Annotated in this window: 14 protein-coding genes and 1 pseudogene; 6 read left to right on the top strand and 9 right to left on the bottom strand. The window is 73.2% G+C overall.

Features of this window, described 5'->3' with window-relative positions; genetic code table 11:
* Positions 1 to 289: 289 nt before the first annotated feature.
* Positions 290 to 1,210 carry a 3-oxoacyl-ACP reductase gene (locus F8568_RS09875; RefSeq protein ID WP_151593205.1) on the top strand — a complete coding sequence of 307 codons (921 nt, stop codon included), beginning with the start codon at positions 290 to 292 and terminating at the stop codon, positions 1,208 to 1,210.
* Positions 1,211 to 1,254: 44 nt separating this feature from the next.
* On the opposite strand, the gene F8568_RS09870 is transcribed toward F8568_RS09875, so the two are convergent.
* Positions 1,255 to 1,893 (bottom strand): TetR family transcriptional regulator, encoded by a 639-nt coding sequence (locus F8568_RS09870; RefSeq protein ID WP_328600803.1) that lies wholly within the window; start codon positions 1,891 to 1,893, stop codon positions 1,255 to 1,257.
* Positions 1,894 to 2,045: 152 nt separating this feature from the next.
* Between F8568_RS09870 and F8568_RS09865 the strand changes: the two genes are divergently transcribed.
* The gene (locus tag F8568_RS09865) at positions 2,046 to 3,569 is read left to right on the top strand and encodes an FAD-binding protein (protein ID WP_151593204.1); all 1,524 of its coding nucleotides are present in this window, start codon (positions 2,046 to 2,048) and stop codon (positions 3,567 to 3,569) included.
* A gap of 59 nt (positions 3,570 to 3,628) precedes the next feature.
* Here the strand turns inward: F8568_RS09865 and F8568_RS09860 are convergent, their stop codons facing one another.
* Both F8568_RS09860 and hsaA read right to left on the bottom strand, forming a co-directional pair.
* A complete protein-coding gene (locus tag F8568_RS09860; RefSeq protein ID WP_151593203.1) occupies positions 3,629 to 4,381 on the bottom strand; it encodes an alpha/beta fold hydrolase in 753 nt (250 codons plus the stop codon).
* A gap of 216 nt (positions 4,382 to 4,597) precedes the next feature.
* Positions 4,598 to 5,764: a 3-hydroxy-9,10-secoandrosta-1,3,5(10)-triene-9,17-dione monooxygenase oxygenase subunit gene (gene hsaA / locus F8568_RS09855; RefSeq protein ID WP_151593202.1), complete on the bottom strand. Its 1,167-nt coding sequence runs from the start codon at positions 5,762 to 5,764 to the stop codon at positions 4,598 to 4,600.
* A gap of 154 nt (positions 5,765 to 5,918) precedes the next feature.
* Between hsaA and F8568_RS09850 the strand changes: the two genes are divergently transcribed.
* Complete coding sequence (locus F8568_RS09850) at positions 5,919 to 7,079, top strand: Rieske 2Fe-2S domain-containing protein (RefSeq protein WP_151593201.1); 1,161 nt, start codon at positions 5,919 to 5,921, stop codon at positions 7,077 to 7,079.
* Positions 7,076 to 7,360, top strand: coding sequence for a ferredoxin (locus tag F8568_RS09845; RefSeq protein WP_151593200.1), 285 nt, complete (start codon positions 7,076 to 7,078; stop codon positions 7,358 to 7,360). Before F8568_RS09850 ends, F8568_RS09845 begins: the two co-directional genes overlap by 4 nt.
* On the opposite strand, the pseudogene F8568_RS09840 reads toward F8568_RS09845, so the two are convergent.
* Positions 7,330 to 7,596, bottom strand: a pseudogene (locus tag F8568_RS09840) (MarR family winged helix-turn-helix transcriptional regulator); the annotation flags it as partial. The gene F8568_RS09845 and the pseudogene F8568_RS09840 sit on opposite strands and share 31 nt — an antisense overlap.
* A 107-nt stretch (positions 7,597 to 7,703) precedes the next feature.
* Between F8568_RS09840 and F8568_RS09835 the strand changes: the two are divergent.
* On the top strand, positions 7,704 to 8,144 hold the full coding sequence (locus F8568_RS09835; RefSeq protein ID WP_151593198.1) for a DUF488 domain-containing protein: 441 nt from the start codon (positions 7,704 to 7,706) through the stop codon (positions 8,142 to 8,144).
* Between the two features lie 4 nt (positions 8,145 to 8,148).
* Here the strand turns inward: F8568_RS09835 and F8568_RS09830 are convergent, their stop codons facing one another.
* Complete coding sequence (locus F8568_RS09830; protein WP_151593197.1) at positions 8,149 to 8,556, bottom strand: nitroreductase family deazaflavin-dependent oxidoreductase; 408 nt, start codon at positions 8,554 to 8,556, stop codon at positions 8,149 to 8,151.
* A gap of 153 nt (positions 8,557 to 8,709) precedes the next feature.
* A complete protein-coding gene (locus F8568_RS09825) occupies positions 8,710 to 10,032 on the bottom strand; it encodes a coiled-coil domain-containing protein (protein WP_151593196.1) in 1,323 nt (440 codons plus the stop codon).
* 192 nt (positions 10,033 to 10,224) lie between these two features.
* On the opposite strand from F8568_RS09825, the gene F8568_RS51455 reads away from it, so the two are divergent.
* Positions 10,225 to 10,584 (top strand): MmyB family transcriptional regulator, encoded by a 360-nt coding sequence (locus F8568_RS51455; RefSeq protein ID WP_160573574.1) that lies wholly within the window; start codon positions 10,225 to 10,227, stop codon positions 10,582 to 10,584.
* Here F8568_RS51455 and F8568_RS09815 read toward each other — a convergent pair.
* The 3 genes from F8568_RS09815 to F8568_RS09805 form a co-directional block, all read right to left on the bottom strand.
* Complete coding sequence (locus F8568_RS09815) at positions 10,551 to 12,182, bottom strand: AMP-binding protein (protein ID WP_328600802.1); 1,632 nt, start codon at positions 12,180 to 12,182, stop codon at positions 10,551 to 10,553. The genes F8568_RS51455 and F8568_RS09815 overlap by 34 nt on opposite strands.
* Before the next feature lie 4 nt (positions 12,183 to 12,186).
* Complete coding sequence (locus F8568_RS09810) at positions 12,187 to 13,092, bottom strand: VOC family protein (protein ID WP_151593195.1); 906 nt, start codon at positions 13,090 to 13,092, stop codon at positions 12,187 to 12,189.
* Positions 13,093 to 13,187: 95 nt separating this feature from the next.
* Positions 13,188 to 14,372: an acyl-CoA dehydrogenase family protein gene (locus F8568_RS09805; RefSeq protein WP_151593194.1), complete on the bottom strand. Its 1,185-nt coding sequence runs from the start codon at positions 14,370 to 14,372 to the stop codon at positions 13,188 to 13,190.
* Between the last annotated feature and the right edge of the window lie 4 nt (positions 14,373 to 14,376).

The raw sequence follows: 14,376 nt of genomic DNA, 5'->3' as shown, positions 1-14,376 counted from the left end.
CGGAGGAGATGTCGCTCGCGCGGACGAACGCGCCGATCACCCGGCGGGCCACGGCGGCGTCTGCGGCGCGGGGCGGCGGTCGGCCTGCGGGTTCATCGGCATCAGTGGAATGTCGTGGCGGCGGGCTGAGAATTCGTTCTTGCGGGTGGCGGGGGCCGTCCGGCTTGGCGGTTCGTGCTGATCACGGAGATGGGGCGGGCCCGCTGAGCGGGACCTTTGCCGCGGCGTAAGTAGAACACGTACTAGCCTCCGGTCCGGCCGACTACGCACGGACACACCGGGAGCATCGATGAACGCTGACCTCTCCCTGGCGGGCCGGACCGCCATCGTCACCGGCGCGGGCGCCGGGCTGGGCCGCGCCGAGGCCCTCGCGCTGGCCGCGCAGGGCGCCAACGTCGTCGTCAACGACGTCGGGCCGGCCGCCGAGAAGGTCGTCGCCGAGATCACCGGGGCGGGCGGCAGCGCGGTCGCGGTCACCGGGGACGTCGGCGACTGGTCCATGGGCGACGCCCTCGTCTCCGCCGCCGTCGACACCTACGGCTCCCTGGACGTGCTGGTCAACAACGCCGGCGTGCTGCGCGACAAGATGCTGTTCAACCTGTCCGAGCCGGATTGGGACGATGTGGTCCGCGTCCATCTGAAGGGGCACGCGGCGGTGTCGCGGGCCGCGGCGGTGCACTGGCGGGCGGCGAGCAAGGCCGCCGGCGGCCCGGTCTACGGCCGCGTGGTCAACACCGCGTCCGAGGCGTTCCTGTTCGGGCCGGCGGGCCAGCCGAACTACTCCGCCGCGAAGGCCGGCATCGTCGCGCTCACCCTGTCCACGTCCGCCGGGCTCGGCCGGTACGGGGTCCGCGCCAACGCGATCTGCCCGCGCGCGCGCACCTCGATGACCGAGGCGACCTTCGGCGAGGGCACCTCCCCCGGCGGGCTCGACGCGATGGCGCCCGAGCGGGTCGGCACGTTCGTCGGCTACCTCGCCTCGCCTGCGGCGGAGAGGATCAGCGGCCAGGTGTTCATCGTGTACGGCGACATGGTCGCGCTGATGGCCGCGCCGACCGTCGAGAAGAAGTTCACCGCCGCGAACGGCGTGTTCTCCATCGAGGAGTTCGGCGCGCAGGTCACCCCGTACTTCGCGGAGCGCGACCCGCACCGGACCTACGCCGCCTACAGCGTCGCCGAGCTGGACACCACCGGCACCAACGCCGGCTGAGAGCCCGAAGGCCGCCCCCGGCGCGGAGGGGCGGCCTTCGGCGTCTACTCGGCGGCGTTCCCGGGCGCGTTGGAGCGGGGCGCGAGGAGGAGCCTGCAGGCCAGCCGGATGTCGCTCTCCACGTCCGCCATGGACGCGCGCCCGTTCAGGCTCGACTGCAGCACGCCGTACCAGCACTGCATCAGCAGCCGGACGAGCGTGACGTCCTGCGCGGTCGGCACCTCGATGCCCACGGCGCGCAGCAGGATCTCGCGGAAGGTGTTGTCGATGTGGACGGTGTCGGCGACCGTCGCGGCGTGCGCGGTGTTGGAGGCGTGCAGCATCGACGCCGACAGCACCGGCTGCGCCATCAGGTAGCGGCTGGCCTGCACCAGCAGGTCGGCGACGGCGTCCTCGGGGGCGACGTCGGGGTCGGGCTCGGTGACCTGGTCGCGGAGCCGGTCGACCTGCGCGGCCATCACGCCGGTGAACAGATGCACCTTCGACGGGAAGTACCGGTACAGGGTGCCGATCGCCACTCCGGCGGCCTTCGCCACGTCGTGCATCTGGACGCGCTCGAAGGACTTCTCCGCGCCGATGCGCGCCGCGGCGCGCAGTATGCGGCGGCGGCGGTCGTGCTGCTCGGGTGAGCTCGGCTCGGCGGACAGCCGCGCCGACGCGATCCTCGCCACGATCTCCCCCACGGGTCCTTTCCGGTGCTGACAAGGAACAATATCCGGAGTCCCGGCACGTCCCGCGATCGTCGATACCGGTCAGTGGGACCGGGCGTCCCGGTGCGCCGCGGCCCCGCTTACGTTGTGGCCGCGCCAGCACCCGAGGCTCGGAGGGACGTCACGTGGGCAACGCCGGGGAACCGTGGGACGACGGATACGACGTGGTGGTGGCCGGTTCGGGGGCCGGCGCGATGGCCGGGGCGCTCGCCGCGGCCTCCGGCGGGCTGCGGACGGCGGTCCTGGAGAAGACGCGGGTGCTCGGCGGGACGTCGGCGTACTCGGGGTCGGCGATCTGGCTGCCCGGCACGAGGGTGCAGGAGCGGGCCGGGATCGGCGACTCGGCCGAGTCGGCGCGCGCCTACCTGCGGGCGCTGATCGGCGACGGGACCGCCGCGCACCGGGAGGCGTTCCTGGAGACGGCGCCGGAGCTGGTGGACTTCCTGGAGCGGGATCCGGCGATCGAGTTCGAGTTCCAGCCGTTCCCCGACTACTTCGACGCTCCCGGCCGGATGGACATGGGCCGCTCGTTCGTGCCGCTGCCGCTGCCCGCCGAGCGGCTCGGCGACCTGGCGGGGCTCGTCCGGCCGCCGGTCGACCGGGACCGGGCGGGACGCGGGCACTCGGCGTCCAGGCCGCTGGTGCAGGGCCGGGCGCTGATCGGCCGGCTGCTGCTGGCGATCACCGCGACGGGCAACGGGGACGTCCGCACCGGCACCGCGCTGACGGACCTGGTCGTCGAGGACGGCGAGGTCACCGGCGTCATCGCGGCGACGGCGGACGGCCCGCGCCGGCTCCGCGCCCGGCGCGGCGTGCTGCTCGCGGCCGGGGGCTTCGAGTCGTCGGCGGCGCTGCGCGGCGAGCACGGCGTCCCCGGCGCCGCCGCCTGGACGATGGCCCCGGACGGCGCCAACACCGGCGACGCGATCACCGCGGCCGTCGCGGCGGGCGCGTCCACCGGCCTGCTCGACCAGGCGTGGTTCTGCCCCGGCGTCCGCACGCCGGACGGCCTGCCCGCGTTCACGCTCGGCTTGCGCGGCGGGCTCATCGTGGACGGCTCGGGCCGCCGGTTCGCCAACGAGTCGCTGCCGTACGACCAGATGGGGCGGCGGCTCGCGGCGGCCGAAGGCCCCTTCTACCTGATCTTCGACGCCCGCTCGAAGGGCCTGCCGGCGATCTCCGTCCCGCCGGTGGCACTGGACGAGCAGGTGGCGTCCGGCACGTGGGTCGAGGCGGGTTCGCTCGCCGCTCTCGCCGCGCGGACCGGTCTGCCGGCCGACGCGCTCACCGCCACCGTGGAACGCTTCAACGGCTTCGCCGCGAAGGGCGCCGACGAGGACTTCCACCGCGGCGAGGACCCCTACGACCTGTTCTTCACCGGCGGGAAGCCCGCCCTCGTCCCGGTCGACGAGCCGCCGTACCACGCCGCGGAGATCGTGCTCAGCGACCTCGGGACGAAGGGCGGGCTGCGCACCGACCCCGACGGCCGCGTCCTGGACGGCGCCGGCCGCCCGATCCCCGGGCTCTACGCCGCCGGGAACACCAGCGCATCGTTCACCGGCCCCGTCTACCCGGGTCCGGGCATCCCGATCGGCTCGGCGATGGCCTTCGCCTACCGCGCCGTCCAGAGCATGCGCGAACCGCGTTGACTTGCGGCGAGTCGTCGTTATGGAGCCGCTCATAACGACGACTCGCCGCAAGTCAACGGTTAGGACGTGCGGGTGAAGTGGCGGGCGAAGAACTGGGCGGCGCTGTCCGCCTCGAAGCGGGGCAGTTGCTTGTGCGCGCCGGCGTTGGCGTGCAGGGTCTTCTCCTTCGAGGCGAAGGCGTCGAACAGCGCGAGGCCGGATTCGCGCGGGATGTGCTCGTCGTCCCACTGGAGGTCGAACTCGATCGGAACGGTGATCCGCCGCGCGGCCTCGGCCAGGGCGTCGGGCCAGTGCAGGCCGAAGACGGCGGCGGAGATCCGGGGTTCGGACGCCACGAAGGGGACGCCGATCGCGGTGCCCATGTTCAGGCCGAAGAAGCCGACCGGCCAGCCCGGCCCGATCTCGGGCAGTTCCTGGAGGGCGTCGAGGGTCGCGCGGTATTCCGGGACGGCCCGCTCCGCGAGGTGGGCGTTGTAGCGGACGACGATCGGGCCCTCCGGCTCGCCCGCCGCCCTGGCCCGGAGCAGCTCGGCGATCTCCTGCTCGTCGTGGGGCGTGCGGGGACGGTCGCCGTGCCCGGGCGCGTCGATGACGGCGGCGTGGAAGCCGCATCGGGTGACGAGGAGGTGCGCGCGGCCCGACATCGCGGGCGACTTCTTGTGGTTGCCGCCGCCGTGGGCCATCAGGATCAGGGGCGCGCGCCCGGTGCGGGATTCCGGCGACCAGAGGACGCCGGGAAGCCCGTCGACGGTGAAGTCGCGTTCGCGGACGCCGTTCGACGACGTGTCGGCGGTGAAGCGCAGAGAATGCATGGTGGTGCCTTTCGGGAGTGCCGTTGTCGGGCGCTCCCGGCGACACCTGTGTCAGCCGCGCGATCGTGACGGAAGGGGGAGCACCCACTTCGATCGAGCGTTCATGGGTCTCACCTCCTCGCGTTGCTTCACGATCCCGTGGAACGTACCAGCCGGACGTCATCGCGGCCAAAGCCTTTTCGGCGTCACCCGACGAGGATGCCGCCGCACTCGCCGTCAGACCAGGTTGTCCTCCACGGCGAGGCCGAACTCGCCGCGCCCGTACATCGACAGCGCGTGCTCGACGTCGTTCGCCACGTGCACGCTGCCCGCGTGCGCGTCCCGCCAGGCCCGCTCGATCACGTTGCCGCGGTGCAGCGAGTTGCCGCCCGCCGTCTTGAACAGGATGTCGATCGCCTCGATGGCCCGCTCCGTGCCGCGCACCTGGTCGCGGCGCGCGCGCAGCCGCAGCTCCATCGGGATCTTCTCGTTGCGGACCGCGTACGCGTAGATCTCCCGGACGTTCCGGTCGGTCTGCAGGATCGCCGCGTCGATCTCCGACGCCGCCCGCGCCACCGCGACCTGCGCGAACTGGTCCTCGACGAATCGGCCGCCGCCGAGGCTCAGCCGGATCCGGTCGCGCATCCGCCGCACGTACAGCTCGTGGCAGCCCGCCGCCATCCCGATCACGCTCGCCGCGACGGTGGTGGTGAAGATCGTGCCGAACGGCAGCCGGTACAGCGGCCCGGTGTTGACCTTGCGGCCGGCGGTGCGCAGCTGCGCCTGGTCGAAGTTGCGCATGGCGCGGTGCGCGGGCACGAACGCCCGCTCCACCACGATGTCGTCGCTGGCGGTGCCGCGCAGGCCCATCGAGTCCCACACCCGGCGGATCTCGTAGTCGGTCCGCGGGACGAGGACCGTCATGAAGTCGACCGGGCGGCCCTCGGCGCCGACGACGAGGCCGCCGAGCAGCGCCCAGTCCGCGAACTCGCAGCCGGACGAGAACGCCCACCGCCCCGACACCTCGAACCCGCCGTCCACCGGGGTGAGCCGGCCGATCGGCGCGTACGACGAGGCGGCCAGCACGTCCGGGCCCGGCTCCCACACCTCCCGCTGCGCCTCGTCCGGGAAGAGACCGAGATGCCAGGAGTGGACGCCGAGGACGGCGGTCACCCAGCCGGTCGAGCCGCAGGCCCCGGAGACCGCGCGGACCACCTCGTAGAAGGCGACCGGGTCGTCCTCGGCGCCGCCGTAGCGGGACGGCTGCAGCATCCGGAACACCCCGGCGGCGGTGAGCTCCTTCATCGTCTCGGCCGGGATGCGGCCCTTCTCGTCCACGGACCGGGCCCGCTCGGCGATGCCCGGCAGCAGCTCCCGCACGGCCTCCAGGACCTCGTTGCTCATCCCCGCTCCTCGCTCCCGCCTTCTCCGTCGCGGCCCTCGCAGGACACCATGTCACCATGCCGGCGCGGGGACGCGCGTCCCGGCCACCGGGACTTCCGGGACCGGGCCGCGGCGCCCGACCTACCGTTCGAATCACCCGTCCATCGCCGAAGGGATGATCCACGTGACAGCAACCGAGCCGGACGCCGTCCGCAAGATCGAGGCGGAGGCCATTTCCTCCCGTTTCGCCCGGGGATGGCACTGCCTCGGGCTGGCCGAGAAGTACAAGGACGGCAAGCCGCACACGGTGCACGCGTTCGGGCAGAAGCTCGTGGTCTTCACCGGTGAGGACGGCAGGACCAACGTCCTGGACGGCTACTGCCGGCACATGGGCGGCGACCTGTCGGACGGCACCGTGAAGGGCAACGAGATCGCCTGCCCGTTCCACGACTGGCGCTGGGGCGGCGACGGGCGCTGCAAGAAGATCCCGTACGCGCGGCGCGTGCCGCTGCGCGCGCGCACGGCGGCGTGGCCGACGATGGAGAAGAACCAGCTGCTGTTCGTCTGGAACGACCCGGAGGGCAATCCGCCGCCGGACGACGTGACGATCCCGGTGATCGAGGGCGCGACCCGCGACGACTGGACGGACTGGCGCTGGACGGAGCAGGTCGTCCACACCAACTGCCGCGAGATCATCGACAACGTCGTCGACATGGCGCACTTCTTCTACATCCACAACTCGTTCCCGACGTACTTCAAGAACATCTTCGAGGGCACCGTCGCGACGCAGATCATGAAGGGCAAGAGCCGGCCGGACGCGCGCCGCGAGGGCAGCGGACGGGGCGGGCCGCGGATGCTCGGCAACAGCTCCGTCGCGTCCTACCACGGGCCGTCGTTCATGATCGACGAGCTGACGTACCACTACGAGGGTTACGACCTGCAGTCCGTGCTGATCAACTGCCACTACCCGATCGACGAGCACTCGTTCTCGCTGCACTCGGGGATCATCGTCCAGCACAGCGACAAGCTGCCGCCGGAGGTCGCCGAGGCCACCGCGGAGAAGCTGTCGGCCTTCATCCTCACCGGGTTCGAGCAGGACGTCGCGATCTGGAAGCGCAAGGCCCGCATCGACAACCCGCTGCTGTGCGAGGAGGACGGCCCCGTCTACCAGCTGCGCCGCTGGTACCAGCAGTTCTACGTGGACGTCGCCGACGTGCAGCCGGAGATGACGGACCGGTTCGAATTCGAGATCGACACGACGCGGCCGGTCGAGTCGTGGCAGAAGGAGGTCGAGGAGAACCTCGCGCGCCGGGCCGCCGAAGGGGCCTCGGCGTGACGGTCCGCCAGGACGAGCGGCTGGTGGACGGGCCGCTGGTGCCCGTCCGCTGCCGCCGGTGCGCCGCCGAGGTGCTGGTGCGCAAGTCGAGCTGGGAGCAGACGAGCATCCAGTGGACCGCGCGGGCCCGCGCCGCCTGCCCCGAGCTCGCCGCGGACCCGTACGAGACGTGCCCGGCGCTGCGCTCGTCGATCCAGGAGGCCGCGCTGATCGGGTCGATCAAGGTGATGGACGAGTGCGACGGCGACGGTCATGCCGGGCCGTCGACATGTGACGCGTAGAGCCGTCTCAGCAGCAGGTTCAACCGGGTGCGCTCGGCCTGGTCGAGCGCACCGAGGAAGGCGTCCTGCTCCTCGGCCGCCGCGTCGGCGACCGCCGTGACGAGCGCCTTCCCCCGCTCGGTGAGCGCGATGGTGCGGCGGCGCCTGTCCGCCTCGTCCGGGCGCCGCTCGACGACGCCGCGCCCGGCCAGCGCATCGAGCACCGCGACGATGTTGCGCGCGTCCACGGCGACGAGCCCGGCGAGGCGCCGCTCCCTCCACCTCGCCGAGTCCGGCGCCCCGGACGGACGGCCGTTCCTGTTCCTGCACGGCCGGCCCGAGTCATGGCGGACGTGGACGGGCGGTGGTGGACGTGCGGACCGCGCCCGGCAGCCGCCGCAACCCGGACGTCCAGCGCGACGCGCTGCGCGAGTGGCTGCCCGAGGCGGGGATCGGCTACCGGTGGGAGAAGCGGCTCGGCGGCTTCCGCAGGACCGCGCCGGATTCGCCCGACACGTTCTGGCGCAACGACTCGTTCCGCGGCTACGCCGGCCACACCCGCGACCCGGAGTTCGTGGCCGCGGTGGACGAACTGCTCCCGGTGGCGGACCGGACGTGCACGGCGGTGATGTGCAGCGAGTCGGTGTGGTGGCGCTGCCACCGGCGGCTGATCGCCGACTTCGCCGTCCTCGCCCGTGGCCGTCCGGTGCTGCATCTGGCCCACGACGGCCGTCTCACCGGGCATCCGCCCACGTCCGGCGCCCGCCTGCGTCCCGACGGCCTCCTCGTCTACGACGGCGAGTAGCCGGTCAGGACTCCGGTTCGACAAGGAAGACCGGACGGGGCTTCTCGGTGGCGAAGGCGTCGCGGACGAACGGGACGATCCGGAACTTGCGCTCGTAGGCGCGCAGGACGCGAGGTGCACGGTCGTCGTCGATCTCGGTGAGGCGCACCGGCCGGAGCCGCCGGCCGCGGCCGAGGCCGGCCCGGCCGTCCGCGCGCGCGTTGCGGACCCACTGCGTCTCGCCGAACGGCGACACGAGCCACTGCCGTCCTTCGAATTTCAGCAGGGCGACCGGCGCGGTGCGGGGCAGGCCGCTGCGCCGGCCGCGGGTGCGCAGCAGGACGAGCGGGCCCATCGGGACGCCCCAGCCGAGCAGGCGGAGCGGGCCGCGGCTCATCCGCGCCAGCTTCGGCGGGAGGTCAACGGAGGCCATGACGGCTCCTTCGGTGCCGTGGTGGCGGAAGGCGTGCTCCCGCCACACCCAAGCGGGGAATCGTTCTCCACTTAAGCGTGGCACGGAAGGGCCCGAGCAGCAACCCTAAACGGGGAAACTTTCCCCACTTTTTGGCGTGCGGCGGCCCGAGCGTCAGTCGGCGGACGTCTCCTGGATGGCGCGCTGGGTGGCCTGGTGGACGCGGACGGCCAGCACGGCGCGGGCGAACCGGGCGGCGAGCTCGCCGTCCAGGACGTCCGGGACCTGCTCCACGCCGATCAGCCCGCCGGGCTTGGCGATGATCGCGCCGGCCTCGCCGACCTTGACGCCCTGGCCCCCGGCGAGCTCCTCGACGGCCGGGAGGTCGAGCGCCGCGCGCAGGGTGTCCTGCAGCGAGCGGACGGTGGCGGCGTCCCGGTCGGCGCGCTCGGCGGCGATCTCGGCGCGCTGCTCGGCGCGCTCGATCCGGGCGTCGGCGCCCTCGGCGCGCGCGGCGGTCTCGTCGGCGAGCTTCTCGGCGCGGTCGGCGCGCGCGGCCTGCTCGTCGGCGCGGGCCGTCGCGGACTCGCGCTCGGCGGTGAGCCGGGCGGCCTCGGCCTGCGCGGCGGTCAGCTCCTCGCGCAGCCGCCGCTCGGTCTCGGCGGCGGCGTCAAGCCGGGAGCGCGCCTCGTCCAGCTCGGCGCGGGCCTCCTTCAGCTCGGCGTGCGCGGTGGCGAGCGCGGTCTGCTCGCCGGCGAGGCGGCCGGAGAGGGCGTCGCGCTCGTTCTCGGCGTCGGTGCGGGCCTGGTGCTCGGTCCGCCAGGCGGCCTCGGCGTGCTTGCGGAGCCCGTCGGCCTGCGCGGCCTCGTTGGCGGCGGTGGCGCGGGCCTGCTGGGCGGCGCCGGCCTCCTTCCAGGCGGCGGCCTCGCTCTCCTGCGCGGCGGCGACGCTGGACTTCGCGGCCGCCATGCCCTTCTGCAGCTCCTCCAGCGCGGCGGCGGCCTCCTCGCGGGCGGCCTCGGCGCGGGCCTCGGCCTCGCGGGTGCGGGCGTCGGCCTCGGCGGCGGCGGCGCGCTCGGCGCGCGCCTCGGCGAGCGCCTCCTCGGCGCCGTCGATCGCGCCGCGGACCTCCCCGTCGAGCCGCTCGCCGAGCGCGGCGGCGGCCTTGACCAGGTCGACGACCAGGACGCCAAGGCGCTCGACGTCGTCGCCGAAGGTCCGCAGGGCGACGGTCCCGGCGGCGTCGCGCTGCTCGGCCTCGCGGGCGTGCGCGGCACGGTGCGCGTCGCTGCAGAACCGGGACGCGCCGGCCGGGAGCGGGCGCGCGCAGTGCTGGCAGATCCCGGGTTCGGGCTCGCCGGCGGCCGCTTCGCCGGCCGTCTCCGGGGCCGGCTCGTCGCCGCCCGCCGGGTCGTCGGGCAGCGGCCGCAGCGGCGCGGTCGCCAGGTCGAGGGACTCGGTGCCGGCGGCCGCGGGGCCGTCTTGATCGTCGTGCACGGCAGCATCCTAGTGAGATATGACAAATCCGCACGGGACCGAGCGAATCGGGCATCACTTTCCGGCCGGGACGGCGAGTTTGACCTCGACCTCGGTCGAGGTCCTAGAACATCGACTGGAACCAGCGGCGGGAACCGCCGTTTGGGCTGAGCCGGACGGTAGCGGAACCCGTCGGCGCAGGTCGTCGACACGCTGGCGCGTGCGCTGAACCTCGAAGAGGACGCGGCCGCGCACCTGCACAAGCTCGCGCGCCCCCAATCCGCGCGTCCCCGGACCAGGGGACGCCGCGCGCCGCGCAGGGAGCGGGTCGGCCCGAACCTGATGCAGATGCTGCACGCCTGGCCGACCACCCCGGCGGTCGTGCTCGGGCGCACGCTCACCGTCCTGGCCCACAACCCGCTCGGCAAGGCCCTGCGAGCCGCCGCTGCGGCTGCTCCTCGGCCAGGTCGCGTTCGACGTCGCCAACGCGCGGCTCGACCGGCTCCGCACGGAGTTCGCCGGCTGGCGCGACGTCACCCTCAGCGCGGACTACCCGGCGACCGCCTGACGTAGCGGCCGTCGCGGCGCTCGTAGACCGGGTCGGCGGTGTCCCATGCCTCGTCCCGCAGCGGACGCTTGACCACCTTGCTGGTCGGGGTGCGCGGGAGCTCCGCGACGATCCGGACGTAGCGCGGCGCCCACTTGGTGCCGAGGTCGGGCTGGGCGTCCAGGAAGGCCGCGAAGGCCCCGGGGTCGAACGCGCGCCCCGGGGCCATCGCGACCGCCGCCATCACCTGGTCGCCCACGTGCTCGTCGGGCACCGCGTAGACGGCGACGTCCGCGAACGCGTCGAACCGCGCGAGCAGCCGCTCGACGGGCGCGGCGGCGAAGTTCTCGCCGTCCACCCGCAGCCAGTCGCTGTCGCGGCCGGCGAAGTACCAGTAGCCGTCGGCGTCGCGGTAGGCGAGGTCGCCGGACCACGTCCACCCGTTGCGAACCCGCTTCGCCGTCGCCTCGGGATTGTTGTAGTAGCCCTCGAACTTCGCGGCGCCCTTCATGTCGACGATCTCGCCGATCGCCTCGTCGGCGTTCAGCAGCTCGCCGTGCGGGCCGAACTTCGCGGGCGGGCATTCGCGCAGCGTCTCCGGGTCCATCACCACGGTGCCCGCCTCGGCGACGCCGAGCGAGCCCGGCGGCGTGCCCGGCACGCGGGTGAGCCGGATCTCGCCCTCGCTCGACCCGTAGGCGTCGATGACGGTGCAGCCGAACCGGCGCGCGAACTCCTCGATGTCGCGCTGCGCCGCCTCGTTGCCGAACGCGATCCGCAGCGGGTTGTCGGCGTCGTCCGGCTTCTCGGGGACGGCGAGGATGTAGTTCAGCGGCTTGCCGACGTAGTTGAAGAACGTGACGCCGTAGCGGCGGACGTCCGGCAGGAAACCCGACGCGGAGAACCTCCGCCGCAGCACGACGCACCCGCCCGTCGCCACCGCCGGCGCGATGCCCGCCATCAGCGCGTTGGAGTGGAACATCGGCATCACGACGTAGAACACCTCGTCGCGGGTGAGGCCGCGCCGGTCGCGCTGCTGCACCGCGATCCGGCCGAGCCTGCCCTGCGTGCACACGACCGCCTTCGGGGCCGACGTCGTCCCGGACGTGAACACCAGCGAGAAGATCGTGTCCGGGGCGACCGGCTCGATCGGGGCGGGACGGGCGGCGGCGAGCGCCTCGGCGTAGGCGGCGGCGTCCACCGTCAGCACCGGCACGTTCGCGGCGAGCCCCTCGATCAGCAACGCCCTCGACGTCTCGGTGACCAGCAGCGCGCAGTCGGTGTGCGCGATGTCGCGGGCCAGCTCCGCGCCGCGCCGGGTCGGGTTCAGCTCGACCACCGGGACACCGGCGAGGGCCATGCCGAGCAGCCAGAACAGGTGCTCGGGGCCGTTCTCCAGGAACAGGCCGACATGCCAGGGCCCGGGCCTGCGCGCCGCGAGGACGAGCCCGGCGCGCAGCCGCGCCTCCGCGACGACCTCGCGCCACGTCCACGAGCGGTCCTCGAACCACAGGCCGGTCCGGTCGTCGTCCGCGCGGGCGGCGACCAGCTCCGCGAACGTGACGTCCCCGGCCGGCCGGTCGTCCCCCAGCAGGACGGGCTCGACCGGGGAACGAGGGCTCACCGGGTCACTTCCCGGGCGGGACGAAGGCGGCCAGCGGCTCGGACCCCGACCAGTCGTGCCCCCAGTAGCTGTCCTTGGTGATCTCTTCGGCGGTGTAGTACGTCTCGTCGACGAGCAGGCCCTCGCAGCCGTACTCGATGTCCCAGCCGCCGGGCGCGCGCACGTAGAACGACACCATCTTGTCGTTGGTGTGCCGGCCGAGCGTCGAGGAGATCGAGAAGCCGCGCTCCTTCACCGCGTCCAGCGCGATGCCGACCGCGTCGAGGGTGTCGACCTCCACCATCAGGTGCACCAGGCCGGGCGCGCCGTCGTGCGGCGCCGGGCAGATCGCGGCGCTGTGGTGGCGCTGGTTGACGCCCATGAAGCGGATCCGGACCGGCCCGCCGACCTTCATCGCGCCGCGCGGCAGGAAGCCGAGCACCTCGTTGTAGAAGGTGACGGTCTCGGCGAAGTTCGGGGTCGGCAGCACCACGTGGCCCATGCCCATCGCGCCGGTGACGAACTTCTGCGCGAACCCGGTCCGCAGCGGGCTGTGGTCCAGGACCGGCCCGAAGAACACCTCGACGGGCGTGCCGCCGGGATCGGTGAACGCGATCACCTCCTCGGCGTCGCGCGCGGCGGACTCCTTCGCGGTCAGCGCCGTCACGGCCGTGCCGGACTTCTCGACGTCCTCGCGGACGGCGGCGAGCGCGTACTGGTCGCGGACCTCCCAGCCGACCGCCAGCACCTTGTCGGTGTCGCCGGGCACCAGCTGGAGCCGGGACCGGCGCTCGTCCATGCGCAGGTACAGGCCGTCCGGGTCGGGGCCGCTGCCCTCGGCGAACCCGAGCCCGTCGAGGGCGAACTCGCGCCAGCGGTCGATGTGCCGGGTCTGGACCCTCAGATAGCCCAGCCCTCGGATGTGCGTCACTGTCCTCGCTCCCTTCGTCCGGCCCGCACTTCGTTGACTTGCGGCGAGTCGTCGTTATGCGGGCCCGGATAACGACGACTCGCCGCAACTCGACGTCAGATCATGGAGCGCATCGGGCCCTGCGGGGGCTCGATGTCGAGGTCGGTCAGCGCGGAGACGTGGTACACCGAGCCGGGGACGTGGATCGCATGCGCCAGGCCGACGTGGGCGTCCCGCCAGAACCGCTGGATCGGGTTGCCGGTGCGCATCGCGTTGCCGCCCGACCGCACGACGATCTCGTTCATCGCCTGCACGGCGCGCCACGCGGCGCGGACCTGGGTGCGGCGGCCCGCCGCCCGGTCCGCGAAGCTGATCTCCTCGCCCGCCGCGACCCGGTCGTACATCCGCGAGCAGTTGTCCAGCAGCGCGGTCCGGGACGCCTTGATCTCCTCGGCCGCCTCGCTGATCGCGTACAGCACGTACGGGTCGTCCTTGATCCTCGTGCCGGTGATCTGGACGCGGGTGCGCTGGTAGGCGAGATGGTGGTGCAGCGCGCCCTCGGCGATGCCGATCACGGCGGCGGTGATGCCGAGCGGGAACACGCACGAGAACGGCATCAGGTAGGACGGGTCGGTCAGCCCCGCCTCGCGCGGCGCCGAGCCGTCCACGACCTTGTCGTACCAGAGCGTCCGGTAGGACGGGACGAACGCGTCCTTGACGATGATGTCCTTGCTGCCGGTGCCCTTGAGCCCGGCGACGTCCCAGGAGTCGGCGACGATCTCGTAGTCCGAGCGCGGCAGGATCAGATGCAGCGACCGCGGCGGATGCGCCATCTTCCCCTCCTCGTCGCCGAGCATCCCGCCGAGGAAGATCCAGTCGCAGTGGTCGGTGCCGGAGGAGAACTGCCAGCGGCCGTTGAAGACGTAGCCGCCGTCCACCGGGCGGGCGATGCCCATCGGCGCGTACGGCGAGGCGATCCACGTGTCGGGGTCCTGCCCCCAGATCTCCTCGCGGACCTTCGGGTCGGCGTAGGCCATCTCCCACGGGTGGACGCCGACGATCCCGGCGACCCAGCCGGTGGAGCCGTCGAGGGAGGCGATCCCCATCACCGTCTCGGCGAACTCGCGGGGGTGCACCTCGAGCCCGCCGTGCGCGCGGGGCTGCAGCTGGCGGATCACACCGGTGTCGCGCAGCGCCTTGACGGCCTGGTCGTCCAGGCGGCCGAGCGACTCGTTGGACGGACCGAGCGCGCGGATCTCCTCCGCCCGCTCCATCATCGCGTCGAGCACGGGGTTGGTCATCGAG

The organism is Actinomadura physcomitrii (genome assembly GCF_008923205.2).
Taxonomy (GTDB): Bacteria; Actinomycetota; Actinomycetes; order Streptosporangiales; family Streptosporangiaceae; genus Spirillospora; species Spirillospora physcomitrii.
This window is presented reverse-complemented; position numbering and strand designations above follow the sequence as displayed.

What these genes read in the sequence shown, in the direction of transcription:
- F8568_RS09860 (WP_151593203.1), bottom strand. Translation starts at nt 4,381, where the DNA reads ATGCATTCTCTGCGCTTCACCGCCGACACGTCGTCGAACGGCGTCCGC.
- F8568_RS09875 (WP_151593205.1), top strand. Translation starts at nt 290, where the DNA reads ATGAACGCTGACCTCTCCCTGGCGGGCCGGACCGCCATCGTCACCGGC.
- F8568_RS09850 (WP_151593201.1), top strand. Translation starts at nt 5,919, where the DNA reads ATGATCCACGTGACAGCAACCGAGCCGGACGCCGTCCGCAAGATCGAG.
- hsaA (WP_151593202.1), bottom strand. Translation starts at nt 5,764, where the DNA reads ATGAGCAACGAGGTCCTGGAGGCCGTGCGGGAGCTGCTGCCGGGCATC.
- F8568_RS09805 (WP_151593194.1), bottom strand. Translation starts at nt 14,372, where the DNA reads ATGACCAACCCCGTGCTCGACGCGATGATGGAGCGGGCGGAGGAGATC.
- F8568_RS09830 (WP_151593197.1), bottom strand. Translation starts at nt 8,556, where the DNA reads ATGGCCTCCGTTGACCTCCCGCCGAAGCTGGCGCGGATGAGCCGCGGC.